The sequence below is a fragment of the Parapedobacter flavus genome (genome assembly GCF_035818675.1).
Taxonomy (GTDB): Bacteria; Bacteroidota; Bacteroidia; order Sphingobacteriales; family Sphingobacteriaceae; genus Parapedobacter; species Parapedobacter flavus.
In genome coordinates, this window is record NZ_JAYKZZ010000036.1 from 1 (window position 1) to 26171 (window position 26171).

Sequence of the window (26171 nt, forward strand, 5' to 3'; positions counted from 1 at the left end):
CGGAGCCAACGCGTCAAACAATGGCTCCGACTGGTAGTCCACGCCGTTGATCGAATACTCGAACCCTGCCCCAAGTGGCTCGGTGATGGTAATTGAACCTGTAGCCCCCGGTGCGCAATCAGGATGCGTAACCGTTACCACTGGGCGGTCCACGAATTGCACGGTAACCGGCATGGTCACACTGCAGCCCGTCTCGGGGCTGGTGCCCTTGATGTAATACGTGCCGGATACCGCTATCGCGTCCGGATTATCCAATGCCACCATACCCGCCGCATCGGTGTGGTAGGTATACGTCAGGCCGGCATCGCTGCTCGCTGTGACGGCCGCTGCCGTGAGGTCTATCGTTGTGCCTACGCACGCTATGGCAGGATCCGTGATTACCACATCAGGCAGTTCGTTAATGGTCAATGTGACTGCGGTCCTCGACAGGCTAGCCAATGATTCGCTTTGTGCCTGGGCATAATAGGTAATCGTTCCGATGGCATTCAATGCAGGAGCTGGAACCACATTACCCCCAGTGGCGGCATCGTACCAAACGATGGTTATGCCTGCCGGAACAGTTGCCGTTGCCGTCAATGTCTGCACGGGGCTTTCGGCACACTCCTCCTGATCACCGCCGCTGACCGGTGCGTCCGGAACCGCGGGCAAGCCCACCGTAATCGCAGTATTGTCGGCCTCATCCGGATCTTCCGTATCGCTCGTCACCGTGGCGGTATTGACGAGGTCGTCCGCCACGGCATCGGATGTCTGCACCGTCACTTCATAGGAAACGACGGCACCGCTGGGCAACGCGGCGATGGTCTCGCTGAGTGCATCCGTACCGGAAGTGCTGGGTAATGTGACCTCGCCAGTTGTTACCGTAGCTGTCCAGCTACCAATCGTGGAGCCTGCAGGTGCCGTGTCTTCCACAATCACTTCCCGGGCATCGCTCGGTCCGTCGTTGGTGACCGTAATGAGGTAGACGACATCCTCACCTGGGATATAGCCTTGCTGGGTATCATCCGCCAATTCTTTGGTTACCGAAAGTGCAGCGATGGGCGCCGCGGGCAATGGCGCCGTTGTGCAAGCATCACAACCCGGTTCGGGATCGGGCGTTATTGAAGTAACTTCCACGGTATTGCTCAAATCCGCCGTCATTCCGGAACCGGTAGCCAAGGTTACTTCATAGACCACTACCGCTCCGTTGGGTAGCAGCGAAATGGTTTCCGAAAGGTTTCCGGTACCCGATGCGTTAGGCAAATCGACCGTCCCCGAGGTTGCCGTTGCGGTCCAGCCGCTAATTGCTGTCCCCTCTGGGGCTTCATCGGCAACCGACACGTCCACCGCGTCGTCCGGCCCGTTATTGGTGATGGTGATGGTGTAGACCACCTCCTCGCCCGGCACGTAAGACGCTTGTGCAACGTCCTTCAACGTCTTTACCGTCACCAGATCGGCGACATCAAGCGAGATCACAATTTCATCCGTTACCGTACAACCGTCGGGGAAGTCCACTTTAATGGAATATTCGCCGGGCTCTGTAACCACCAATTCATTGCCCGTGCCGATGACCACGCCATCCTTGCTCCACTCATATTGGGACAATGGCGAGCCGAAGAAGCCAGCCGTTGAAATCGTATACGGGAATTCGGCATCGCTGAGGCTGACATCCGGTCCCAATCCCTCAATCTGCGAAGCACCGTCATAAGGCGCGATGTCCCAGCCCGTGCTGCCGCCCAGATCCTGGCTGTGCGAACCCGCCGTGAACGCTGCACCACCGGTGGCCGTTATCCGTTGAAAACGGACGTAATCGAAATCCACGTTGCCCGAGGTCTTCGTTACCGTTGCGTTCGTCGAGCCGCTGCTCACGATTTCCGTGAGCTTGCAGGGTGTACCGCTCCCAAACCAATCGCCGGTAACCGTGGTATTGGTGCCGGCCGTAAGGGTATAACGACCGCCGGGGAAAAATATCAAGGTACCTATGGTGTTGTTGGCGCCGTAAATCCCGCCACCACCTTTGAACTCCACCGTGTCCAATTGGTTATTGGTACCATTGATACCAATCTGCGAGGCTACGGCAACATCGGTAAATACAATTTTGGTAGCCGTAATATTCGAAAACCGACCATGATTGGCCACAGTCCCGCCTACCATTACCTGATCGTATGCGAATCCGTCGGCAAGCAACTGATTGGAGGTTATCACCGAGCCCGCCGCGTTTAGCGAACGGTTTGACGCCCCGCCATTGAACCGCCAATGGCTCGTCGCCTGGATGGTACTTCCTGTGATATCAACGGCGATCACGTTGTTCCTTTCTTCGTTATCGACGGAGCGGATGGTCAAAGCGATGTCGGTAGCATCCAGTGAGCCTTCGTACAAGAAGATATCCGTTTGGTTGTTGTTATAATCATTCCCGATCACCAGTTGTCCACCCGGTTTGCGGAGTTCAAAATCAAGATCACCCAGTGCCTGCCCGGTTATCGTGGCTTCTTGCGGCCCGCGGAATTGGATGATCGCATTCAGTGTGGTAGCGGGGTTCAGCACCACGCTTTCACCCCACGCCTCCATGTTCCAGGCCGCTGCTTTGCTTAAAACGGGATTATTAGCGGCGCCGGTCCAATCCATATTGCGGAAATAGGCGTTACCGTTATTGACGGTGATCCTTCTCGCGGCTGCTGCTGTTCCGAAACCGCTATTGGCATCAAAATAGACGTCATTGGCAACGGTAGGGATACAAGCGCCACCTGGCCCCCCAGACGTGGTACTCCAATGCGACGCATCGTTCCAATCGCCAGCGCCACCTACCCAGTAGCGGGCATCGCCATCGGATGCAACGATGTTCCAGCCCGCATTACCTCCCGCATCAGCGCCAGAAAAGGTAATGGGAAGCGTGAGCGTGCCACCCGCACCGGTGGCGGTGATTTTTTCCATGTACACGTTGGCGATCTCTACCTCGGCATCGGCGCCGAAAACCACCGTACTGCTCGAGCCAAGGCTACGGATTTCGCCCAATCCGCTACAGTCGGGATGCACTGCCTTAAAATATTCATTGATTGTATTGGTGGTTGCGCTCCCAAACCAGAAATTACGGTTTTCGCCGGTTATCAACGAGTCAATCATGTTCCCGGTGCCCGCAATAGCTCCCTGCCCCTTGAATTCCAATCGCTCGATGACGTTGTTTGCACCAATACGAGCGACGGTTGTCAGCGATGGATTGCTGAAAGTCAATTTCCTGAAACCTGCGCCATCAATCAGAAAATTGTCCTCGTTTAAGGAGCCGCTGGAAATGTCAACCACGTCATACTGCAGTAGCACATTTGCCATATAAACCGAGGTTCCAATGGAGAGATGGGAACTGTCAGCATCCAGGGTTTTATTGTTTCCTCGATATTCCCACCGATTTACGGTAATATCCGCATCCTGCATGTTCACATTCCGGTTACCGTTTGTATTACTGGTAAAAATATTGATATCGACCGTCCGACCGGCGATATCGAGATATCCAACGTTCAGTTGAAAAATGCCCGCCGTGTTCCGCCAATCGTCAAGGAGCGTCACACCGCCTCCTGCTTCTTTCCGAATCAGGAGGCGATTAGTTCCCGCTTGATTTCCATTCGTTGTAACAGTAGCATCCTCAGTGCCTCGCATATCGAGCCTCGCATTCATCGTAACACGCGGGCTCATGACTACCGAACCATACACCTGCATCAGAAAATTACCATTTACGGCAAATACCGGATTGCCCGTTATACTCGCTGCCCATGTCATGTCGTGACAATACGTATTGCCGCTCGTCGCTACCGTACCGCCTGTATTTAATTCGCTGTTGTCGTCAAACACTACATTGTCGCCGATGAACGGGATACAAGCCCCCCCAGGACCACCGCTGCTTTCGCTCCAATGGTTGCGATCATTCCAATCGCCTGCACCGCCTACCCAATACAGGGTACGGGTAGTAGCAGGAGGCGTATTGAAGATAAAGCCGTTGTTTCCTTCATTATCAATGCCATTGACCGTTAATGGCGTCATACTGCCCGTTGCCGAGAGTCCGGTCAACAATACGTTATCAATCTCTATCTCTGCGCCGTCGGCAAAATGGATTGTGCCTCCCGAATAGCCGGTTATTTCCGTAAACCCGTCGCACGGTTCTCCGCCAGCGCGGAAATATTTATTAATGGTAATTGTCCTGGTAACATAGATATTCTTGTTGGGTGCCGTTAACAGGGTATCGATTACATGGCCCCCGTTTTCTATGAAATCCGTTGTCCCGCCAATTTCCGCATACTGAATAATATTGTTTGCACCACCGATTGTGGCATTACCCGCAATAGATAGGTGCTCGATTGTGTTGTTCCCGGCCCGGACGACACCCTGACCCATAAAAATCAGCGAATCCACCGTATTGTTGGCATGGATACGCGCATTGGAAGTAGCGGAAGGGTGGCTGAACGTCAATTTCCGGAATGTGGTGTTATATACCGAAAAAAGGTCGTTGTTAGGACTATCAGACATCGCCTCCACTTCGTCGAACTCCCCACCGTCCGTGACTAACCGGATACCTACCTGGACGTATGACGCTGCTGCCGCTATGGTCTTATTCGTCCCCCTAAAATAAAAATTCCGCAAGACACTCAGCCTGCCTCCCGTGATGTCCAAATGCCGGGGATTGCTGTTTTCACTCCAGAAACTATATACAGCTACATTCTTATCCGACGCATCCAAATAACCCGCCGTCAGTGTAAGACCATATTGGTTTAGGATGGTTCCCCCTACGGTGTATATCAAATCATCCATCAGCGTCAAGCCGCTTCCGGGTTTATTGATTTCAAGGTTCAAGATATCGGCTATGGGCCCGTTAGTTGTCAGTGTACCGGGATTATTCCCCGCAAACTCCACATCGACCACATCCTCGTACGTAACCGTTGGTGCTAACACCAGATTGCCATATATATACAGCGTATTTGAGCCCGTACGGGCCAAAATGGGGTTGTTCGGCACATCGCTTTCCCAGGTCATGTTGGCACAAAACGCATTGGCATCCAACGTAACCGTGCCGCTGCCTGCCGTAAAGCCGCTATAACTTCCAAAGAACACGTTGTCTCCGGCAGCGGGTACGATGCTTGGTATACCGCCGGTGGGGCTACCCAGCCGCCAATGGCCATTCAAGTCGCTCCAATTACCGCCACCACCTACCCAATAATAATCGGCAGCCTGAAGTTGAACAGTAATGAAAAGGGAAAAAAGCGCAAGTAAGATTTTTTTCATGGGAAAGAGCAGATTAAAGAAGTTCATCGGTAGCAGATGTCTTTGTTTATGGAAACAAAAGTATCCGTTTGGTCATCATCGGTCAATCGTGTATTTTTTAAATATCAGTCGAAAAAAACGATGGGTAGGGATAGAAAATTTTCTATGGCCATACATTTTCCATCTTAAAGGCATCCATCAATTCCTTTATATTCCGGACATTCAGCTTATCGAAAATCTTACTTTTATAGGTACCTACGGTGGATGTATGGATAAATAAGGTTTTGGCGATCTGCCCCACCCCCATTCCTTCAGTCAATAAACGGCCTACCTCGAGTTCCCTATTCGTCAAGTGGGCAATCGGGTTGCTCAGCAACGCATTTCCTTGACTTAGCCTGCTTTGCAGGAGTTGATCCCGCAGGCCATCGCTTACATATTTTTTACCCGCATATACGGTATTGAGCGCTTCTTTGATATCCTCTTCCTCCCTGTCTTTCTGTATGTATCCGTCGGCGCCCGAATCGATGCATCGTAATGCATATACACCCTCTTCATACGCCGAGAATATCAATATCCGCGCGCCTGCTTGGAAATTCCGGATCATCGGAATCATTTGGAAATTATTCCCCCCCGAGATATTGATGTCCAAAACGATAATATCCACCGTTTCAGCCGACAATATCCGTAGCAATGCAGGTAAGTCGCCGGCAAGGTGAACGATACTTTCCGGCATCCATTCGTTAACGAGGTATTTGACACCTAACCTAACAGCACTGTGGTCATCGGCAATAGCAACATGAATTGACATAAAAGGTTCTTTTCAAAATATCAGGGTAGCTTGCTTCATTTGACCGAAACCATTGGAGTGGGTAGAACCGCCCAATATTTGAGCCCGGAGCGAAGCCGGTAGGCCATAGGGAGCATGCAATGAAAAAAAGTGGTAGATGTTTCTGTTATCTTCTATTCGTTAAGTGGAAATACGTAAAGATTACTTTTCATAACTATCTGTTAAATTAAATCTGTGTCGGGTATCGATCAGCGTTTATAGCGAACCAAAAATAGCGAAGCTTTCTGGTAAGGTAAAGGTTTTGTCTTGTCATATTACGGAATATCGAAAGCAATCGCTAAAACCTAATTTACTGACCGTAAGTTAATTATTAGGCAATAACCGCCACTAAGAATAAAACGTATTTCTTAGCCCTCGGATTGGTCGGGGTTTCTCTTCATGCATTCCATAAAGGCAGACGGCGACATGCCCGCCACACTCTTGAATACTTTCGTAAACTGACTGTGTGTGGCAAAGCCGCACTCTTCAGCGAGATAGCTGATCTTATAATTCAGGTACTTATCATCTTCCTTCATCTTCGCTATGATGTAGTTTATCCGGAGATCGTTGACGTAGCTATTGAAATCTTTATTCCGGTAGGTATTGATGATAAAGGAAAGGTACTTGGTGTTGGTGCGCATCTTCCCTGCCAACACGGCTATCGATATGTTCCGGTCACGGAATTGATGCGACCGTTCAAACCGCTCCAGCTTCTTGAGCAAATCCTTTTGCGTAGCTTCAGGCATCAGGTCTTTTTCGGTGTCCGATGGTTTGTCTGGCGCCGCCGTGATGGGCCGTTCCAATGGCGGCTCTTGCGTGGCAGCTTGTGTAAGCAATTTGAAGCGCCGCTGGTTCCGCTTTTGCTTCCGGATATACAACGCCATGCCAATTCCACTCAACGCCACGAAAATGGTAGACGTTACCCCGATTACGCGGTTTGAAGCCGCCATTTCAGTAATCTCCATTTGGATACGCGCCAGTATATGGTCTGCATATTGTTTATGGTTGGTTACATTACGCTGCATTTCGGCTAAGAACTTCTCGCTATAATGGCGGTACGCTTCGCCGTTGTCTACGGCGTGGTAATACGCACTGAGCCCTTTGTATACACTTATTTTAAGGTTTGGCAATCCGCTAGTCTCGGCTATGGGTAATGCCCTTTGAAAACAGGAGTCGGCCTGCTGATAGTTACCTTCGGCCAGGTGTACACGCCCCAGCCCGGCATAAATAAATCCTTTCACTGGCGTATCGGCTTGCGATGCGTTATGTTCGAATGCCAACGCGTTTCTAAAATGGGTTTCGGCGGAGTCGATCATTTCCAATTCCAGGTAGCATACGCCCAGCCGTTCATGAGCTTGTGCCAGCCCGAAGTTCCTTACCACGCTATCCGGGAGCGTGGAAAAAATGGCTTCCGACCTTTTTAAATGGGGTATGGCGTCTTCATATTTCTTTTCCTCCATTGCATAAAGGCCCAATTCCTGGAAAGCGTTCCCTTTGAATTGGTTTACGAAATTGGAGTCTTCTACATGTACAATGGCTTCAAGCCCTTTCTCCAAGCATCTTTTACCTTCTGAAAAAAGCCCGGTTTCCCGATACTGCGTTGATAATACGCCATAGATGCGGGCAAGCCAGATATAGTTTCTTATTTTTTGAGCGATGTGTTCCGCCTTTCTCACATAATGGATGGACGAATCCCTGTTTGCCAACCGGTGGTGCATATCGGAAATAAGCATCAGCGATCGGAGTCGGTGCACATCGTTTTGGGCGCTTTGATAAAGTGAATCGGCAGCCTTAAGTGCGCTGGCTACATCTACACTTGCCCTATGCATATAAATTTCTAGGAATGATCGGTTAAAATCATCGCGGTCGGCCGATTGGCCTAAAACTCGTGTACTTGCTAACAAGAAGGTTACGAAATAGAATAGCAGATGTTTCATTAATAGCAAAATATCGGGATGGAACGGAAAAAATGTAAGCTAACGTGCGGGAATAAGTGGTCAAATTAAGGCTAAGTAAAATGATACTATTCATCCACAAAAATGGCAAAAAACAAATACGATTGCTAATAAAGCAACGAAAATTATACAAAGAAATCAAAAAGAGGCTGCCGTCCTGTTTTTACAGCAGGCAGCCTCCCGCACCTTACCGGCTCCTACGCCACCGCTGCAGTGCCCACGTTACCGCGAAGCTCACCACCGCGCCGATTGCGGCCAGCACGGCGGTTTTGACCATGTCGTGCATGCCCAGCTGTGCCACCACGCTGAGCAGCATACCGCCGCCTGTGCCGATACCTAGCTGCGCGCTATTCATCTTCATCGGCTCCCCCCTCCTTTCGCAAGCCACTTTCCACCGCCTCCAGCACGCCCAGTGCCAGGGCGAGGTACCGGGCTACCACTACCACCTTGGGCGGCAGCTTCACCGGTGAGGCGATTACCAATTGGCTGGCCACGGCCAGCGTTTCCTTGATCCGGTCATAAAGTGTCGGTTTCTCCTCTGGGAGACCGACTGTTTTCGTGTTTTTCATTGTTGTTTGCTTTTTTGCTGTTTGCTATTTGCTTTCCTTCCTATCTCCCTTTGTGTTTTAAACTATCGCGCAAGCGGCCTAGGGTGCTTGCACCCAGTCGCGGTGCGATAGTTTAAACACATTCATTCACGGCCTAGGGGACGAAGTTCCCAGTCGCGGCGTGGTCAGCCGTTAAAACCATCAATCTATCATTACCCTTCTTAATCTCGGCCACCAATTTCGGGTAGACGAATTCGTAGGCCACACGGGAGCCCCTTACTTTGTAGTCACCGTTCACCAGCTCCCAGTAGGAACCCGTAAGCGGGCAGCCACGCGTGTGGGTATGGTTGTTGCCCGTGTGGAAGAACACCAGCTGGTAATTGGGGATTTCGATGATTTCGACCATGCCCTCGTGGAATGCAGGGTATCGTTTGGCGTAGTCGCCGTTCATGCCCGCCCAGTGGTTGAGCGAGAGGCCATAGTTGCCGGGTGGGATCGCCGTCTCTCCCGGCACCTTGTGGTCACGCACCCTATCTTCCAGCAGGTAGCAGCAGAACAGGCCGCCGATGTAGAGGTGACTGAGGGTACTGTGCTTCCCCTCGGCCACGCGGATGATCTTGTTGCTTAAAGACATTTCTTATTCAACGCTTGATGTGATTAAATAAGCAGCGGGGTCTTCCCCACCCCGCTGCTGAAGTGGACTATGGTTCGGGTTCCGGTTCAGGTTCTTCCCCTCCCGAATCCGGGGCTGTGCCGCCGGTTACCGCTACCATACCCAGGTACAGGCTGTTGCAGGCTATGCCACCCGTTTTGCTCACCATGCCGAAATACACGTGCACCTCATCGCCCGCGAAATAGTCGGGTAACTCCAGCATCAGCTCCTCGTCGAGGCGCGTGGCGCTGCCGATATCGTAGTGGTACTCTGCTTTGGCGGGGTTGTATGCCACCACGATAGCCTGGTCGCTATGATCTGACTTGGTGCGTGGCCGCGTGTTGTTGATCCATGCTACGCGCAGCACCTGCCCGGCCAGCGCCTCCACCAGCGGGTTACGCGGCCGCACCAGGTCGCCCCCGCTGATGCGGACCAATGCCGGGTCTACCGAGATGTCCGGGTATTCGCCGACGATGGCCTCTTTGTAGATCTGCCGGACCGCCAGGTTATAGCCCGACAGCTTCTGCCTGGCCAGCTTGCCATACCCCACATTGAACACATAGCTGATCGGTTTGGCAAACGCCACCGCTGCGGCGAACCGCACCCGGTGCATCAGCTGCTCCTCGGTGACGGGCCTCCCCTTGCTTACGCGCGGCAGGCTGCGCATGTAATCGATGCCGCGCCAGTGGGCGCCTACCACGTTTCCTACTTTTCCTGAGAATCCGCCATGGATTCCTCTACTAAAACTTCCCATAATACTTTTTAATAAAAATGTTCACATCGTGCCTGCTGCCGGAATCGGCGGGGGCAGCTGGCGTTAATTCCTTCGTTTTCGTACCGGTACATGCCGTTTCCGGAAACAAACATAGGCAGCGGAAAGGGCTGGAAAAGCCCCGTGTCCGCCATTGGCCGCCATTGGCCGGAAGTGTCCGTAATTGGCCGGATTGCTACCGTGGGGATATACCTGCCCTACCCCTGGGTTACCCTTCGTTTACCTTTTCTTTACCCCGTTGGTAAGGAATAGGTAAGGCGGAGGTAAGGAATAGGTAAGGCGGAGGTAAGGAATAGGTAAAGCAGAGGTAAGGAATAGGTAAGGAAATGGTAACCTAGTACTAAGGCAGGTCTAGGCAATTGGTAAGCAAAGGGTAAGGATCAGGTGAAAAAAAAACTGCCGGCCATGTGGCGCGGCAGCTTATTTTCCATTCCGGCCAGGTATCAACCGGTGCCGTCGCTTTTTCCCGACGCAATGATATCGCTCATCAGGTAGTAGCGCATACCGCCAATTTTGAGCGGCCGCAGGATATCCAGCTCACCATAGCGTCGCAGCGTTCGGTTGCTGATGCGCAGCATGGTGGTCACCTCTTCCGGGAGCAGCAGCCCGTGGCGGTGTGCCGGATTGCCCAGGCCGGCCAGCAGCCGTTTAAGCAGCTCAGCGAGCAAGTTGAGTAAAGCTAAGACGGCTGCTGCCGAGCCGTTACCGTGATTTGGGTAAGACAGATAGGGATTGTTTTCCATAAAGACCTCGTTTTTGAATTAAAATGTTAAACATATATAGACTATTTTGATTCCCAGCGCTGCCCCAGCAGCTGAGCTAAAAATGACTGGTATTGCTGTGATACCGAAATATGCCGGTGGGGCAGATGATTTAGTTTCAAAAAACCACCATGGAACTCATGGACCATGTCCAATGCCACAGCAAAGCTCCTGTGCACACGCGTAAACTGCGGATGTGGCAAGGCGTTGTATAATTGGCCAAACGGCATGTTCACGTTAAGGGTATCAACGCGCCTACCGATGATTCTTTCGTGGTTGTCAAAACAGTAGCTTTCACCCAGCACACGTACCACGGTCAAATTTCTGTTTGCTTCCAGCAGGATAATATCCTTCAAATCGATTACTACGGCTTTGTGCTCAACCTTTAATGCGATGCGTGGTTCGCCATCGTCGTTGGTTGGCGGCGCCTTTAGCTCTTTTACAAGCGATGTCGCTTCAACCCGCTGTATGGCGCGGGCGAACTGGCCAAAATCCACAGGTTTAATCAAATAATCGATCACTCCGACCTCATAGCTCTCAACGGCGAATTCCTCGTACGCCGTGGTGAACACAATCGGTGGCGGATCGCGCAATTGCTCAATGAACTCAAATCCGTCCATCACATCCATCCGTATGTCTAAAAAAACCGCGTCTACGCGATTTTTACGGCAGAAGCGGATGGCCTCAAACGCGTCGGTAGTGGCCAACGCGACAAACACATGTTCACATTTCGCCGCTTGGGCTTCAATAACGTCGATGGCAGCTTGTTGGTCGTCGACAATTACAATCTGTAACGTATGGGAAGAATTATTCATAGTTCGGTGATTTACTGTAATCAATAGCTAATGTGGCGGCGTAAACACCTTGCTCTACGTCGTCCTGAATTTCCAGATCAAAGGGGATGTCGGCAAGTTGCAATCGCTGTTTTATCCCCTTAATGCCGAGGCCGGGAGGCCTGTTTGCTTTCAGCGGACTACGGCTTTTGCTCTTCCGCTTCTTGTTGCTGATGGTGAAAAGAACGAATTGATGGTCGCTGTCTATCCGGATGCGAATGGGGTGGTTACCATCCGCATGGTACCCGTGCTCGAACGAATTCTCAATAAAAACGATGAATGTAAAGGAAGGCAACTCGATTTGTGGGACGTCAGGTGCGATCTCGATATCGACCTGCGCCAATTCATGCCCTATTTTAAATACCCGGATCCAGGTCTTCAGCATACCGATCTCGCCCTCGATGGGTACCATCCCGGAGTGGCCCGGTGCGTTTTTCAGCACGTAATCGTACATGGCTTTTAACCCCAAAAAGCCATCCGCTACTTTCTCGTTACTCATTAACGTTTTATAAATTGCATTATATGCATTGCCTAGCGTATGCGCATTAAGGGTTGACACCCACCGCGCACTCTCCGACTTACGCATTTGCAGTTCCCGTTCAACCCTTTGCTTTTCAGCTCGGATGCTTGCTAACTCCTTGGCATGAAGTTCTGTTGCGAGGCGTAGCTGTTCTTTCAGCGCGTGTATTGCTTTTACATGTTTAACATATGCAATGGCAGCTAAGACGATGTCGAAGAAAATATTGAATCCGAAAAGCAGGAATTTGCCAACGCTCGGATCTTTGCCTGCGAACGGCAACATGATGCCCAACCGGGGCAGCCCCATGTACAACAATAAGAATAGCAGCCACTGCATGCATACGGTCACCGCTAAATAAAGCATTGGTTGGTAGATAGCCGAGGCATGCCTATGAATACCCAGCAAGGCATAGAAAACCGCAGCGATGAGCAAACAGACTGAAATAAAGCCAAATACGTAATATAAAGGCTTTCCCCAGATGTTAATAAATGACATAAGCGCTCCGTATAGCAGCCACCATTTGAGATGGGTAAGCGCACGTTTATACTCGAGTTTACTCAACGAGATAGGAATCATAATCGGTTTGTGTTTAAACTGGTATAGAAAAAAATTCCGTTGAAATTAACAAAATCGATAAACTTACCCGCTTAATGGCCGTGCGAGCTTGCCATTATCACAATTATTTTACGCTAAAATGAAGCGATGGAGGTAAAGCCAGGTTTCCCATTGCCAGGGACAATCTTTGATTTGGGCAGCCAAATCCGCGTAAATATGCTGCATGGCCCGTGCGGAGGCCAACGCTATCGGCTCACCATACAGCGATTCGAGTACGTTTTCCCCCAACTTAAATAAAACCTGGCCCTGGTCTCCCCGCAGGCAATGGATGGTAAGTAACGGTACGCGGGCTTTGAGTGCCAACCACGGCAACCCTTGCCGGACATGCAGCGTACCCTCCATAAACGAAACCGGCACGGTACTCGTTTGCTGATTGCCAGCCCCCGTGTTTCCGTCTGCATAAGTGAGTAATGACACGCCGTTGCGCAAGCATCGCATCATTTTCAATGCCGATGCGGGAGACTCCGCGTCGATGATGTCAAAAGCAGGGGTATCGGCATCGCTATAGGTTTTGAAGGATTCCCTGAATGCATAGCCCTGCTTGCTCGCGATATCGGAAGCCACCAGCAAGGCGAACGGCACGCCCATCTGGGCCAACATATGGCCAAGCAGCCGGTATGAACCGGTATGAAAGGTGCAGATAACGGCAGGTTGATGGCGTAAACCCGTTATCGCCTCCGTTGCCCCGCCATGCATTAAAAAGTCCATGGCGGCCACATGGTTTTCTTCTTCCTTTGCCCAGCATTGGTTCCGAACGGTCTGCTTAAATAGCTCAATATGGTTAGCCACGGGTATTTGGGGCATCATCAGGCCCAGGTTTGTGCTAAACACGGCATACCGGCGATACCACGTTTCATCGCGCGTTACGGTTATCTTTTCTATTTTTTGGGCAATAGTTTCCAATTGTTGCAGGTAAGTTGTTTTCATTTTTCAGTTGTAGAAACGTGATAGGAAAGCGGTGCCCCTTTTTCAGGTAGCACCGCCTTGTCCGACTAGATGACCCAGGTGTCACACTTCGGATCGTCATCGAAAATGGGAATAAACTCCAATGAATTTTCCATCGTTTCCATTCTTTTAGATTTATCCTACTCTATCACTCAGGTTTTCGGAATCCCCTGCTTCCTTTGGCCATTGGAATAATCGTGTCGACAGGGGCAAACATGCATACACGGGCTAACTTTATGGGGAATCTAAAATGGAATCACCTTTTCACGGGACGAACGATCGGTCTGAGCGGACGAACGCGTTGGGCCGTGTACCGGGCTCGTTCGTCATCACACCGCGTGATTCTATACAGAATAGCTTTTCCTTATAACGATCCTAATCAGATTTGGGGTATGGAAACGACAATAACGATCAGCTTTGCGCAGGCTCCGGATCGGCCAGCCAAAGCACTACTTGGTCCGGTAAAGGAGAGCGACTACTTGCTCCCATACGCGAAGTACAGCCTTTTGGATCACTCGGAGGCCACGCTGCATACTCAATTGGTGGCAGGCTGGCAATTCAGCCTAAATGTATTTACCGCAGATGCGGCACGCGGGCAGACCATGCGCCTGCAGGTTGCCGCGGGGCAGGCGCTGTTCGTGTACCAGCTTAAAGGCCGTATCCATCGTTTGCTCCACGGCGGAACACCGTTCCAACTGGTAAAAGACCACTATTGCGGGTGTTATCTTCCAGCTGGCACTTACCTCTTCAACCTGCCCCCCGGCAAGCACGAAACGTTAGTTGTAGCCTTTCCCTACGGCTATCTGGTCTGGCTCACGCGGCAAAACACCCTATTGCATCCGCTGATAAACGCTTGGAAAAACAACGGCCGCCATGTGCTGTGTCTTAACGAAGCTACGATGCTGCAAGACGAGCGGCGAACGCTCCAGCGTATCCGGAACTGCCCTAAGCGGGGCGACGAGTTGGATGGCGCATTGAAGGTTTACCTCGCTCGGTTATTGGGCCTTTACCACGAGCGGCTGCAGCAACTACCCACCGGGATCTCCAACAATGCCATGCTCGACAGTGTGCAGGCGCACATCGAAGCACATTACGCGGAAAAATACCCCATGCGATTCAAAACTATTTCGCGGCAATTCGGATGCACTCCTGCCAAGCTTCGGCAGGCGTATGCAGCGCGTTACGGCACGACGATCGCCGAGGCCGTACGTATGCAACGCATCCATGCCGCCAAACTCCTGCTGCTGGATACCGATCTGCCCCTAACTACCATTGCCGAGCAGGTGGGCTTTATGTATGCGGAAAGCCTTATTCGCGCGTTTAAGCGTGAAACCGGCCTAACGCCGATGGCTTTTCGCCAGCAGCATTGACCCGATTGACAAATCATCGGGAAAATAGCTGAACGGATAACTTTTCGGTTAGTTACATCAGTCGTTTTTTGCCCTTCCTTCGTACTATGAAAGCAGCAAATTCCATACTCGTCATCACCATCATCCTCATCGTGCTCTTCTTTCTTACCGGCATGGAGAAAGTATGGTACCATACCGTATTCCGTATCCAGCTGTCTAAGCAGCCGCTGCCTGGATGGGCAAAGGATGTATTGGAATGGGGGTTGCCCATCGGTGAGTTGGTCTTAGTAGGGCTACTTGCTCATTGGCGCACGGTACGTTGGGGTCTTTGGGCTTCGGCGGCGATATTGCTGGCATTTGCCGGCTATACGGCTTATGCGGCATCAGAACCATACGGGGAGGTGGTCTGTGCCTGCGGCAAACTCTTCAGCGGCCTATCATGGACCGCACATTTTTGGGTAAACATCGGTCTTGCGGTAATTGCCGTAACGGGTGCCGTACTTCACCACCGAAGCGCAAATACAATTGAACAAAAAGAAGCCGCAGCCGTAGGCTGACGGCCGACAACGATATCCGTATACGGACGCCGGGCGTAGCTAGTTCGGCAAATCACTACAGCGGAGGGTCTTGTACCACGGAGCGGTTTACGAACCAAGAATGGAAAAAAAGGAAGGTTAAAACTCGACCCCTTCACCGGCTGCCGGAGGGCAGGATTCACAAATCGTTTGAGGGATGCAAGCCATCCGCTAAGTGACCATTTAAATAAATAATACTATGGTAAAATTAAGTAAGCAGCTACCCTTGGTAGCGTTGTTGCTGGCGTTCACAGTGTTCGTTGGCAAAGCCGCGGTGCAGGCTCTGAGTACATCAAGCACCACGATGTGGTTGTATAATCCTTTATTGGGAGATCCTGATGATGAAACTGCTTATACGTTAGCAAACGGTCAGGAATCGAATTGTCAAGGTGTGTCTACAGTTTGTGCTATTAAAGCTCCGGCGAGTGGCAACTTCCCTAATCTGGATGATGATCCTACGCTCAGGGAAGCGCTGGAAGACAATGAGCCACACGACGACATCACGTTTGGCCCGTATTCTAGCATTGAGTAAAATAGGCAGCTAAAAGATGGAAATAACTGCAAAGAGAACGGGTACAGCCAGCAGCTGTACCCGTATTTATTATCGTGGGTTTTGTTCGATCCCACTTTGTTGAATTACAGAGCTCGGAATTAAAAACGTGTAACGTTTATCTTGAGGGGGCAAGGTAAATACATTTCCTTCTACAACCCGATTCAACGTAGTTTGAAACCGTGGATCGGTATTAAGTCGTCGTAAATCCATCCACCGGATACCACCTCGAAATGCAAGTTGTTTTCGTCGCTCTTCTAACACCCGGGCTAACGCATCGTCCTCGCCTTCCCATTGCCGGGTCTGATAGGTTCCCCCCGCCCAACGCGTTTGCAACAGTTCATCCAACGTTTCCATCCCTTCTGCTATCCGGCCCAAGCGGATTAGGCTTTCGGCTTTCGTAAGGTACACCTCGTCCGTCGCCAGACCCGAAAATGTACCGGCAGAGCTTCCGTCATACGACGCTTTAAATTGAATGCTACCATCCGAGCGTTCAAAATAAAATAATTCTTTCCGTAAATCCGTATCGGTATACGAACGATATAAATTGGTGTCCACGCGCGCTATGGAAGGGATAAGCGCCGCCGAGACACCAAGAAGTGTTGCATGAAATAACACCTCGTCGTTCAATTCCCGAAATGGATTATTGTCGCTAGTATTTAGCGTATTATAGTCAATCAAGTCATTTTTCAATGTCATAACCAAGTTTGCATAATGCAGCGCTTCCTCATAGTTCCCCATCGAAAGGTACGCCCGCGATAACGCACCAAATGCTGCCGGTTTTGAAGGACGAGTAGCCAGCAAAGCGCGATCAGGCAATAAATTTGCAGCCTCTTTTAAATCAGAAGCAATTTGCTGATAGGTTTCGCCTACCGTTGCCCGAACGGTTTTCGCATTGATATCGGCAATCAACCTAATTGGAATCCCGTAGGGTGAATCTTCATCTCCTGGAAGATATGGTGGTACAAACAATTGTGCTAATTGCAAATAGGTCCACCCCCTAAGAAACAACGCACTCCCTTTGATATGCCTACGATCGGCCTCCGTCATCCCACCTAATGAAACGTCGTCTATAGCCTCCAAAACTACGTTGGTATGAAAAATCCTATTATATGCTGTACTCCAATCTTGCTCAATTTCTACCGTCGGCTGCCAGGTATACGTATCCCGCGCATACTCAGGGCGGGCTTGCCAATCGGCGTCCCTTAGATAATAGTAGTCTGCCCCAATATCACCGCTGGGTGGGTAATAAGCATTCATCCTTGCTTGGTAATCGATGATTGCCTGCAAATCTTTCAAAGTATTAGGTACGGCCAGTGACGAACTAGGTTTTTCTGATAAAAATTCTTGGCATGAGCAAAATAGCGCCACAATCGCCATCCAGCTCCAATATATAATTTTTCTTTTCATTATTCGAATATTTTAAAAATCTATTGTAAATCCGGCCGATATGCTGCTTGTCGGTCTGAAATTTTGATGATCCGGATCTTGGTACGATTTGCTTGCCTTCCAAATCAATCCAAGGTTACGCGCATATAATGTGGCTGTGATTTGCCGGAAGGGAAGTTTGATTTGACGCGGGATGAATGAGTAGCTGATGTTGACATCCTGCAGCCGGAAATGGTCACCACGTTCAACGGTAGCTTCAGAGTCTTGGTAAAAATTGTCCCTGCGGGAATCCCCTGGAATTAACATAGAAGGTACCGTTGTCGACAATTCATCGCCCCGCTGTTGCCAACGTTTATAATAATCGCCATGCAAAACAATGGTATTGCCGCCCAGAAACCCCGCGTAATTAATGGTAGGCCGTCGAAAATAATACCCTAGCCGATAAGTAATGTTCGCCGATATTGATAAATTCTTCCATGTAAGGGTATTCCGCAAAGCACCGAAGTGTGTGGGTAATGTGGATCCATGAAAGACGACGTCTTTTTCTGTTGCATTCCGCGTTATATTGCGGTAGTCTTTCGAAACTTCGCCATTTAGATAACCCAATGGGTCACCACTCTCCGGATCCAACCCGTTAAACCGATAACTGACCAATGCGTATGGCGTACGCCCTACAAACGCGGAGATACCTTTACCCGCCCCCACCAGGCTGCTAAAACTTGGCGGCTCGTAATCATGTTTGGTAAGTTCGTTATGGTTGTAAGAATACAGCATACTTCCCTCCCACCTGACTGCCCGCTCCCCTACTCTCGCATGCACGGAAGCATCTATACCGCGATTGCTTATTGACGCACTATTTCTTACCAACGCGCCGTAACCCGTCGTCGGGTCGGCAACCACTGCATAGATTAAATCCGAGGCGGTTTTAATGTAATATTCAATACTGCCTGAAAAAAAGCCGTTTCTGCTGGTGAAGTCGATACCGGAATTCCAAGTACCTATATTTTCCCAACGCAATTGCGGATTGGGTGGATTGTTTACCAACGCGTACGGCAACCGACCGATAGGTGTAAACCCGCGGTACTCAATGGTAGTAACTGCTGCTCGGTTGTTGTCAACGTTACCACTGTAACCGTAAGTCATCCGCAATCTCAATTTGGACAACCACCCCCAGTTATAAAAGGGCTCTCGGGCAATATCCCATGCCAGCCCTGCTGACCAGAATGGTGACCATTTATCGTTAGTAGCCACACCGAAGAGGTTGGATGCATCTCTTCTAGCACTCGCCGATAACACGTACCTGTTTCTGAATGTATAAGCCACATTTCCGTAGGATGATATAAACCGTTCAATTCCCCGGTTGCTCCCGTCGAGATAAGGTATAAAGCTTCTGCTGGACGGGTTGGTGAACCCTGGATACTGATTTGCATAATCCACACCCTGGCTGGTCAGTAGGTCTGGATCATAACCATATTGCCTCAATCGGTTTGACAACCCTGTTGCGTGCCTCACCTCCGCGCCCGCGATGATAGCAAGTTTGTGTTCCGAAGACCAATCTCGCGAATAATTAATCTGTCCGCGCACGGCATATGAGGATTTTCGACTGTCGGTATTATCCAATATGCCACCCAACGGCACCGGCCTTATCGGCCCCGTCATCATCAGTTGTGTATAGCCATTAATTAAGTTCCTTGTAAGGTACGAACTCTCACTACGGTAATTTCTGCCATGAATACGTTCATCCTGATATTGTCCGATTAGGTCTGCGCTAAAGTAAGATGACAGTTGGTATCGGAGTGATGCTTTCAGCAACAGATTCTGTAACCGACTTTGATTGTCGGCCAAATCAAGTTCCTGCAACGGCCTATATTGCCAATCCAACAATTGACCATTCCCGGCGGTGTCAGCGTATCCAAGTCGCCGGTCACGCGGAATAGGAAGGGGCTCTCCATGTGCGTCAGCCAGGGCTGCATAGGGATACATTCCGCCTGTCGCCGACATGGAAATGGGAGTTGGGTGATTGTTCGTTTGCAAACTCCGGGCATACATTGTTTCTATCGCTACATGAAGCCGATTGACCGGCCGCATCTTTATTTGGCTTCTCAATGTAATCCTGTTATATGCGTTTCCGAGTTCAGCTTCCGAATTTTTATCGAAACCAGCTGAAAAAGATGTAGCCACGATATCTCCACCTCCTTGCAGATTAACCGCATATTGCTGCATTAATGACTGCCTATACAAATGATTTTGCATTTCTTTCCTGAGATCCACCTGTCGTAACTGGTCGATTCGGCTTGCTGCCTCCGGTTCTGAAATGGTCCCGTTACGTTGCTGATCTAGCAATTCTACCACCGGCGTGACCACGGGCCATGAACGGGCGTCCATCAAACGCGAGTCGTATACCCCCGCGTTAAATAACACGATCTCATTGTCGATAAAATCAGAAGATGAGATCTGGGAAACATAAAACAAGTCTGGCTTCTCTTGTAGGGTTAAATTGCTGGTTGCAGAAAGCTTGAACGACTGGTTAAAACGCCCCTGCTTTGTCGTTATTACCAACACGCCGTTGCCAGCCCTTGCTCCCCAAATGGAAGCAGCGGCAGCATCTTTCAATAACGTCACGCTCTCGATATCATTTGGATTAAGCGTATTTAAATCGCCTTCGTATGGAAAATTATCAACGACGATTAGCGGCCTGCTATCTGTTGTACCCAGCGTACTTAATCCCCGTACACGGAGTTGGGTTGCTGGACCCCGCGTATCAAAGATAAGCCCTGGCAGTACACCATCGAGTTTGGAAATCACATCGGTTGTAATTTGCCTATTTAACACTGCGGAATCGACTCGTTCAAAGGACCCTGTAACACGTTCTGCTGGGAGCACCTGATAACCGGTAGACACCTTTACTTCTTCCAGTATGACCGTATCCCGCCGCAATGAGTCAATTTTAACTTGGTATCTATGTTTAGACAAAACATCCTCCGACTGAATTAAATAAGCTATCCCAGTCAATAAAACTATTCCTAGCTTATTCATACTGTTGCCCCTCCCTGACATATCCATACTTGCCTAAAACGATTGGAACATGCTGAGGGTCATATTCACCATCGGAAAGAACGAACAGCTCCAACTCGCGTTGTTCCTCATATAAAGAAAGGCCGTGATTGGCGAGTACCTGCTTTGCCCATTCGATATCCGTAAAATCGAAGTCTGCGGGCAAACTGATATTGCCACGATATGCTGCTTCATTAATAACAGGAGGTATTGCCTTCTGGTACTGGCGGTTTAATAGACCTACAAATGATTTCATTTTCATTACCTTACCGCTATCGGTATTTAATTTACCCTGATGTGATTCCTTAATCACCAAGCACGGCACTATGCGCTTTATCAGTGACCCTGTTAAACCGGTTACGGAATTTAGTTGCATAAGTAAATGTGGCCGAATGCCATCTCTCACTGCTCCCAGTGGAAGAATGACTTCAAAGCTATAACTGTGTTTCCGTTCGGCATAACCTGCATTGCGGAGATGATGATATTCGTATTGTTTTGCAGAATCTACCAACATGATCCGCCTATTGGGCTCGCTCGGGAAACGGGATGAGAGGGCAAGCGAATACAATCGCAATATTGGTTGATTAATGCTGTAAAAACGGACTCGTCGGTTCATGGAATCGACAGTATGCCCTACGGGGTAAGTAAACCCCTCCATATAACCCGAAAGCATGGAATAATAAAATGGCTTGTTCAATCGATTGGCTGCATACCGCGGGGAACGCTCCAATAGCGGCGTTTCGGGTGCCGATTGTAACGGCGGGATAGCTGTTTCTTCATTATTGACCAGCCGGGTGAGCAGCCGTTCATTCATCTGTGGCGGGATAGTAAGGCCCGTAAATACACCGGTGTTCGCGACGATGGCGAAGTAAGGAATGGAGCCGTCCGGATTGGGGAACGTTCGCTTTATCACACTGTCGGCCACAATGGATTGAAATGACTGCCGAAGCGCTACCATGCCGGTATCGGCCGTCCTTTCCAGAAATGCGGACACGATGTTTGGATTCTCATAAGTAACCGGCAAGACAACAACATCTCCTTCGAATTGATCCTGCAGCTGATGCATGCGCGGCATATTCGCGATGCAGCTTTTGCACCACGTAGCCCAGAAATCGAGAATGATCACCTTACCTCGGTAATCATTAAGCGTAATGGTTTCGGTGCGGTCATTTGCGGCATTCCACAACGTGAGCGGTGTGTCCCACAGTTCGTCGGGTATCAGGTTACCCATCTGCATTGGCTCGGTTATTTCTGCCTTTTCAACTGGCGGTACGTTGGAGGTTTGTGCTTTGCCACGTGTGGCCACCCCCGCGATGATCAGGATAAAGACAAGTTTCAGGGTAAGACTAGGCCATAGCCAGTCTGGATTTTCTAAGTACATCATTGATTTTGGTTTTGGTAAAAAGAAAAGATTGAAACGCCCGGAGGCACAGGCCCCGAATGATCGAGGCACTGTGCGCGGGCATACAAACACATGATCATTGCTACAGCCAATAGGCTGAAATATATTATTGTATATTGCTTTCGTTTATGTTTGGTTAGGGCATAGCAATCCCCTAAGCGTAATTTTTGCTTCATTTCTTGTTTGATTTAGATGTAAGAAATCAGTTAGTTTAACTTCGCTTCTTGAACTAACTCAGACTGGGCATTTCACTATTGATCGATAAAGGTTGCTCGTGGAGATTTCCCAAGGACTGGATGCGAAATAGTTACGCGCTTCCCTATCCTCGATAGGCTGGTTTGGCTTAGACCCAATAGTTCTTTTTGTTGGTTTCATTGGCTTGCACTTTAACAAGCCTTGCTTAGAGACAGCCACAAAAAAAGTGCGGGACTGCATCCCGTAACTCCGGAAGATTCTCAGGCCTTTAGTCGCGACGGGTGAAACAGCAGCCCCACACTCCAATGAAACGCAAAATTAGCATTTTCCATTGAAAGCGTGAGGTATTATATCTGCTGCCTTGCCACTTGGCCTGAGAATGGAGTTGCAAGACTATTAATACCTTTATTTCATCTTATTTATTTTCAACTATAATTTGCACACCTATTTGATTTACAACGACACAAACATAATAAATTATTCCAAAAATAATAAATTATTAGTCAAAATGTCACTATTTGTGTTTGTCCATTTGCTAGATGGACAGTTCAAGTCAAATAATAGGTGAAAATATTGCAGAAATACGTGATGCGATTGGCCTATCGCAAAAAGACTTTGCATCACTAGCTGGAATTTCCAGAGCCACATTAACAAATATTGAGAGTAGAAATAAGCCAATTAAAGTGGTGTCGCTCGATAAAATCGCGAGCTTTACCACTATTGGGCTCGACAAATTAAGCAAACGTGGTTTCAAACCACCCGCTAACCTTAGAGAAAAACTGCTTCAATTATATAAAAATTCACCCGAAATTTATGTTACTTTAAGTGGCACACCGTCTATTCCATATATCATCAAATATAGAGTGTTAAAGACTGATCTTTTAAATACACCAAAAGAGCGCCGCCAAATTGTGACATTCGTTAAGGATAATTATGAATGGAAAATTTCAGGAAACTCTTTGACTACCGCGTTAAAGCGTATGCCTCGTTTGATTAAAACTGAACCACATCCGACGAAAGGTGGCACAAATGTGTATTCGAGAAAGAAATGAATATCCCCTTAACTCGCTTTTAGAAGAAGCTGAAAAATTCAGAGTTCCAAACGTGACCTCCTCCCTGAACTTACAAGTAGACATTTGGCCTTATTGACCTGCATTTCTATGAACATTTCGGGGATCAGATTCCCCAGATTACTATATTCGCGTATAGAGATTATTTGGAGAAGTGAGCTGCCGTAAGGAAGTAATTGGTGGATAAGTTTAGACGACAGTGTAAACCCAACCGAAAGACGTAATTAATGACGACTGAAAAACTAAATGAAGCCAACGGTTATCAAGTAACTTTTTCACCAACAGACAGACAATTTGGCAGTCAAACAATCTATTTCAAAAATTTTATAAATTAAGCATGATTAAGGCATTGTTTGGGACTAATGAAAAGTAGGATGCCATTACACATCAACATAAATGACTTGCTCTCCGGCAGAACTGTCGAAAGCGACCGTATCGAATACAAGAAGGGCTGGAATCCTGTCTCCATTTACCGAAGTATTTGTGCATTTGCGAATAATATCGAGGACATCGGCGTTGGTTACGTCATTATAGGTGTTGAGGGAAAAACTGAAAAGCCCGTGCTTCCACCTGTCGGAGTGGATGGCGAACAAATTGACCGAATCCAGCATGAAATGGTTGGATAAAAGCAAGTCCGATAATGACTGGACGTACTCGATTTAAATAATTCGGATTCAATAACATGAGAGATTACTTATTTCTCCCAAAAGAGTTTCATAGGAAACATGACGTATGTATGTTTCTAATCGGTCAAATAGAGGAATTTATTACCGATGAGAATTATAGTGATCTGAGGCAAAAAACCATAAATCTTGACAAAAATAATTTGCTGCCAAACGAACATATTTTTGATTTTCTAATACGGATAGGCAAAAAAGATGAACATGATAGCATTGTCAGCAATAGTGTGATTCGTTCGTTGTTAATGGATGTGTGCTATTTTATACAGGAAGGATTAACCTGTTCTCTAAAACAAAGGCTTACTGTTTCATTTGCTTTGCTTCGCAAGCCTTTTGTCTATAACCTGATTGTCATGCTTCGATTGCTTTATGAAGAAGACTTTATAGACTTGTTTAATACGAAGTCTGATTTTGATCCGGCGGCAATTAGTAAAGAAGATAGGGACGCACTTATAGAAATTTCATTAACACACCTAACTACGCCCGTATTTAAATTAGATGACATAAACGATTGGATATTCAACAAAGCACTGTCCGATAGCATAATCAATATGTCTGACAAAGCATTGCATCTTTCAACAACAAGGAATAAAAATAATCAGACGGGCGCCCAAAATTTCAACTTTATTTTCAGCAATTATGACGACATATATTCCCAATGGGAATATATCTATAGCAGGATGCCTGCCTTATTATTATACCTGGTTCAAATAACGGATGTTTTAGTTCTTAGTGCTATTGACGTTGATGATTCCCTATTTGAGGCCAGGGTTATAAAGAGAGCAGCATTTCTATCAAAAGAAACCAAATGACATGGTTATTCCTTGCCCTGTCAATAAAACCCATTTAAAATAAAATGAAGGAAAGCATTCTCGAAAAGATTGCGGCGCTCGTAACCAAAGGAATCGAGTCCGAAGCGGAATGCATTTACATGCTCGCGCAAATCAGAAAATACATTGAACAGCAACGCATAGATGGGTATTGGAATTTGCGTATGTGCGCAAACTGGACCCTGCACAGTCAGCTTAACAACGCTACCGTACAGGTTTTCCTTCGTGAATTGAACGATTTCCTTATCGACGCCGAAGTCCACGGTGAATATAATCTAGACGGTCACCCCTCACTTAAAAAAAAACTTTCATTCGTGGCCTCGTTACAAGATGAGTTGTCCGAATTTCTAAATGCTGTCGGAGTCGATTCCACGATATGTACTGATTATTCAGCATTTCGTCGTCTTTTGGGGATATTCGGTCAAGTGATTGAGGACACGCCATTGGTTTGCAGACCGAATGCGCCACTTTCACATCTCAGTGAAGTGACATTTTCAAGGCGAAAATCCATTTTCCAAAATGATTTATACCCGATATCGCTTTACTGGAGGATTAAAAATGGGGATAAGGCCATTCTCTTAATAAAGTCAGACATACGTTCCATACCATTCGGTCCAATTGAGGTTATTACCAAAACATTTGCCTTCGTGACAAACGATAATGGCCTATAGGTAAGGGGAGGTGCGGGTTTTTTATATCGGTGATCCTGAAACAAGCGTATCGCTTGAAGATGGTCCACCTACAAGACTATAATGCAGAGCAAACAGAAAGCCCCGAAACGGGGAGGATCGGGGCTTTCAAAACTAACCAATTATAAACCTAAATTATGAACTTGTATAACGCATGCCGGCCCCGTTTTGTTGCAATTAATTTGTTAAAATGTGTTAAGAGGACAATGAGGTGACGAAAGAGGGCTAAAAAAGAGAAACCCGTCACTCTTGTAAGTAACGGGTCTCCGCCCCAATGGGGTTAGGGGCTATCAACCTAAACCTACAATCTAAAACGAAGAAGCTGGTGGATTATTATGTGGGGCGTAAAAAAAATGCCCCGGTCAAACCAAACAAGACCAGGGCGTGGTATTCCTATGAAAGCGGTACCGCGGCCGGCTGGGAACCGGTGCCACCGGCACCTATACCAAAAGCTAATATAAGAAATCGAGTTTTTGGATACAAATATTTGGAACTCAGCGACAATGTTTTTACCTTTAGCGTAGCCAACGCAAGACCATGCTTAGACTTAATCGGGAAGGCTAAAAGAACAATCGAAAAATGAAATAAACGTAAAACTTGATATCTCAAATTATGATATCAAACTGAATGACCAGCCGATGCCGGAAACCCAAACTAATGCTATTAAAACCTTGATGATTGCTGATGAAGTGGTCATCAACAAAATTCATCTCATCAGGGAACAAAAAGTAATGCTCGACA

At 48.3% G+C, this 26171-nt stretch carries 22 protein-coding genes; 8 read left to right on the top strand and 14 right to left on the bottom strand.

What is annotated here, in order from left to right:
• The 7 genes from U9S71_RS20020 to U9S71_RS20050 form a co-directional block, all read right to left on the bottom strand.
• On the bottom strand, positions 1-5241 hold a 5241-nt coding region (locus U9S71_RS20020), incomplete at its 3' end, for an Ig-like domain-containing protein (RefSeq protein WP_326329617.1).
• A 142-nt stretch (positions 5242-5383) separates the two neighbouring features.
• Positions 5384-6028 carry a response regulator transcription factor gene (locus U9S71_RS20025; protein WP_326329618.1) on the bottom strand — a complete coding sequence of 215 codons (645 nt, stop codon included), beginning with the start codon at positions 6026-6028 and terminating at the stop codon, positions 5384-5386.
• A 386-nt stretch (positions 6029-6414) separates the two neighbouring features.
• On the bottom strand, positions 6415-7983 hold the full coding sequence (locus U9S71_RS20030) for a tetratricopeptide repeat protein (protein WP_326329619.1): 1569 nt from the start codon (positions 7981-7983) through the stop codon (positions 6415-6417).
• 205 nt (positions 7984-8188) lie between these two features.
• The gene (locus tag U9S71_RS20035) at positions 8189-8362 is read right to left on the bottom strand and encodes a hypothetical protein (protein WP_326329620.1); all 174 of its coding nucleotides are present in this window, start codon (positions 8360-8362) and stop codon (positions 8189-8191) included.
• A complete protein-coding gene (locus U9S71_RS20040; protein WP_326329621.1) occupies positions 8349-8570 on the bottom strand; it encodes a hypothetical protein in 222 nt (73 codons plus the stop codon). Before U9S71_RS20040 ends, U9S71_RS20035 begins: the two co-directional genes overlap by 14 nt.
• Positions 8571-8703: 133 nt before the next feature.
• Positions 8704-9183, bottom strand: a complete 480-nt coding sequence (locus tag U9S71_RS20045; protein WP_326329622.1) for a DUF5675 family protein — start codon at positions 9181-9183, stop codon at positions 8704-8706.
• A 67-nt stretch (positions 9184-9250) separates the two neighbouring features.
• Positions 9251-9955, bottom strand: a complete 705-nt coding sequence (locus U9S71_RS20050) for a DUF6266 family protein (RefSeq protein ID WP_326329624.1) — start codon at positions 9953-9955, stop codon at positions 9251-9253.
• Positions 9956-9972: 17 nt separating this feature from the next.
• Here U9S71_RS20050 and U9S71_RS20055 point away from each other — a divergent pair, with 17 nt between their 5' ends.
• The gene (locus U9S71_RS20055) at positions 9973-10218 is read left to right on the top strand and encodes a hypothetical protein (protein ID WP_326329626.1); all 246 of its coding nucleotides are present in this window, start codon (positions 9973-9975) and stop codon (positions 10216-10218) included.
• A gap of 198 nt (positions 10219-10416) precedes the next feature.
• Here the strand turns inward: U9S71_RS20055 and U9S71_RS20060 are convergent, their stop codons facing one another.
• The 4 genes from U9S71_RS20060 to U9S71_RS20075 form a co-directional block, all read right to left on the bottom strand.
• Positions 10417-10716 (bottom strand): MerR family transcriptional regulator, encoded by a 300-nt coding sequence (locus U9S71_RS20060; protein WP_326329628.1) that lies wholly within the window; start codon positions 10714-10716, stop codon positions 10417-10419.
• A gap of 41 nt (positions 10717-10757) precedes the next feature.
• Positions 10758-11549 (bottom strand): LytR/AlgR family response regulator transcription factor, encoded by a 792-nt coding sequence (locus U9S71_RS20065; RefSeq protein WP_326329630.1) that lies wholly within the window; start codon positions 11547-11549, stop codon positions 10758-10760.
• Positions 11542-12663, bottom strand: a complete 1122-nt coding sequence (locus tag U9S71_RS20070; RefSeq protein WP_326329631.1) for a GHKL domain-containing protein — start codon at positions 12661-12663, stop codon at positions 11542-11544. Before U9S71_RS20070 ends, U9S71_RS20065 begins: the two co-directional genes overlap by 8 nt.
• Positions 12664-12771: 108 nt before the next feature.
• The gene (locus tag U9S71_RS20075; RefSeq protein ID WP_326329633.1) at positions 12772-13629 is read right to left on the bottom strand and encodes a lysophospholipid acyltransferase family protein; all 858 of its coding nucleotides are present in this window, start codon (positions 13627-13629) and stop codon (positions 12772-12774) included.
• Positions 13630-14039: 410 nt separating this feature from the next.
• Between U9S71_RS20075 and U9S71_RS20080 the strand changes: the two genes are divergently transcribed.
• From U9S71_RS20080 to U9S71_RS20090, 3 genes are all read left to right on the top strand, one after another.
• Complete coding sequence (locus tag U9S71_RS20080) at positions 14040-15017, top strand: AraC family transcriptional regulator (protein ID WP_326329635.1); 978 nt, start codon at positions 14040-14042, stop codon at positions 15015-15017.
• Positions 15018-15103: 86 nt separating this feature from the next.
• Positions 15104-15553, top strand: a complete 450-nt coding sequence (locus U9S71_RS20085; RefSeq protein ID WP_326329637.1) for a MauE/DoxX family redox-associated membrane protein — start codon at positions 15104-15106, stop codon at positions 15551-15553.
• 217 nt (positions 15554-15770) lie between these two features.
• Entirely contained in the window at positions 15771-16103 is a 333-nt protein-coding gene (locus tag U9S71_RS20090; RefSeq protein ID WP_326329639.1) for a hypothetical protein, read from the top strand.
• A gap of 69 nt (positions 16104-16172) precedes the next feature.
• On the opposite strand, the gene U9S71_RS20095 is transcribed toward U9S71_RS20090, so the two are convergent.
• Genes U9S71_RS20095 through U9S71_RS20105 form a run of 3 tightly spaced genes read right to left on the bottom strand, consistent with a single transcriptional unit; the run spans position 16173 to position 21948 of the window.
• Positions 16173-17531, bottom strand: a complete 1359-nt coding sequence (locus U9S71_RS20095) for a RagB/SusD family nutrient uptake outer membrane protein (RefSeq protein ID WP_326329640.1) — start codon at positions 17529-17531, stop codon at positions 16173-16175.
• A gap of 12 nt (positions 17532-17543) precedes the next feature.
• Positions 17544-20573, bottom strand: a complete 3030-nt coding sequence (locus U9S71_RS20100; protein ID WP_326329642.1) for a SusC/RagA family TonB-linked outer membrane protein — start codon at positions 20571-20573, stop codon at positions 17544-17546.
• Complete coding sequence (locus tag U9S71_RS20105; RefSeq protein WP_326329644.1) at positions 20539-21948, bottom strand: TlpA disulfide reductase family protein; 1410 nt, start codon at positions 21946-21948, stop codon at positions 20539-20541. Before U9S71_RS20105 ends, U9S71_RS20100 begins: the two co-directional genes overlap by 35 nt.
• Before the next feature lie 752 nt (positions 21949-22700).
• On the opposite strand from U9S71_RS20105, the gene U9S71_RS20110 reads away from it, so the two are divergent.
• The 4 genes from U9S71_RS20110 (at position 22701) to U9S71_RS20125 (ending at position 25412) form a co-directional block, all read left to right on the top strand.
• Positions 22701-23213 carry a helix-turn-helix domain-containing protein gene (locus tag U9S71_RS20110; RefSeq protein ID WP_326329646.1) on the top strand — a complete coding sequence of 171 codons (513 nt, stop codon included), beginning with the start codon at positions 22701-22703 and terminating at the stop codon, positions 23211-23213.
• 392 nt (positions 23214-23605) lie between these two features.
• Positions 23606-23857 (top strand): AlbA family DNA-binding domain-containing protein, encoded by a 252-nt coding sequence (locus U9S71_RS20115; protein WP_326329648.1) that lies wholly within the window; start codon positions 23606-23608, stop codon positions 23855-23857.
• Between the two features lie 56 nt (positions 23858-23913).
• Positions 23914-24723, top strand: a complete 810-nt coding sequence (locus U9S71_RS20120) for a hypothetical protein (protein WP_326329649.1) — start codon at positions 23914-23916, stop codon at positions 24721-24723.
• Between the two features lie 44 nt (positions 24724-24767).
• The gene (locus U9S71_RS20125; RefSeq protein ID WP_326329651.1) at positions 24768-25412 is read left to right on the top strand and encodes a hypothetical protein; all 645 of its coding nucleotides are present in this window, start codon (positions 24768-24770) and stop codon (positions 25410-25412) included.
• Positions 25413-26171 lie beyond the last annotated feature (759 nt).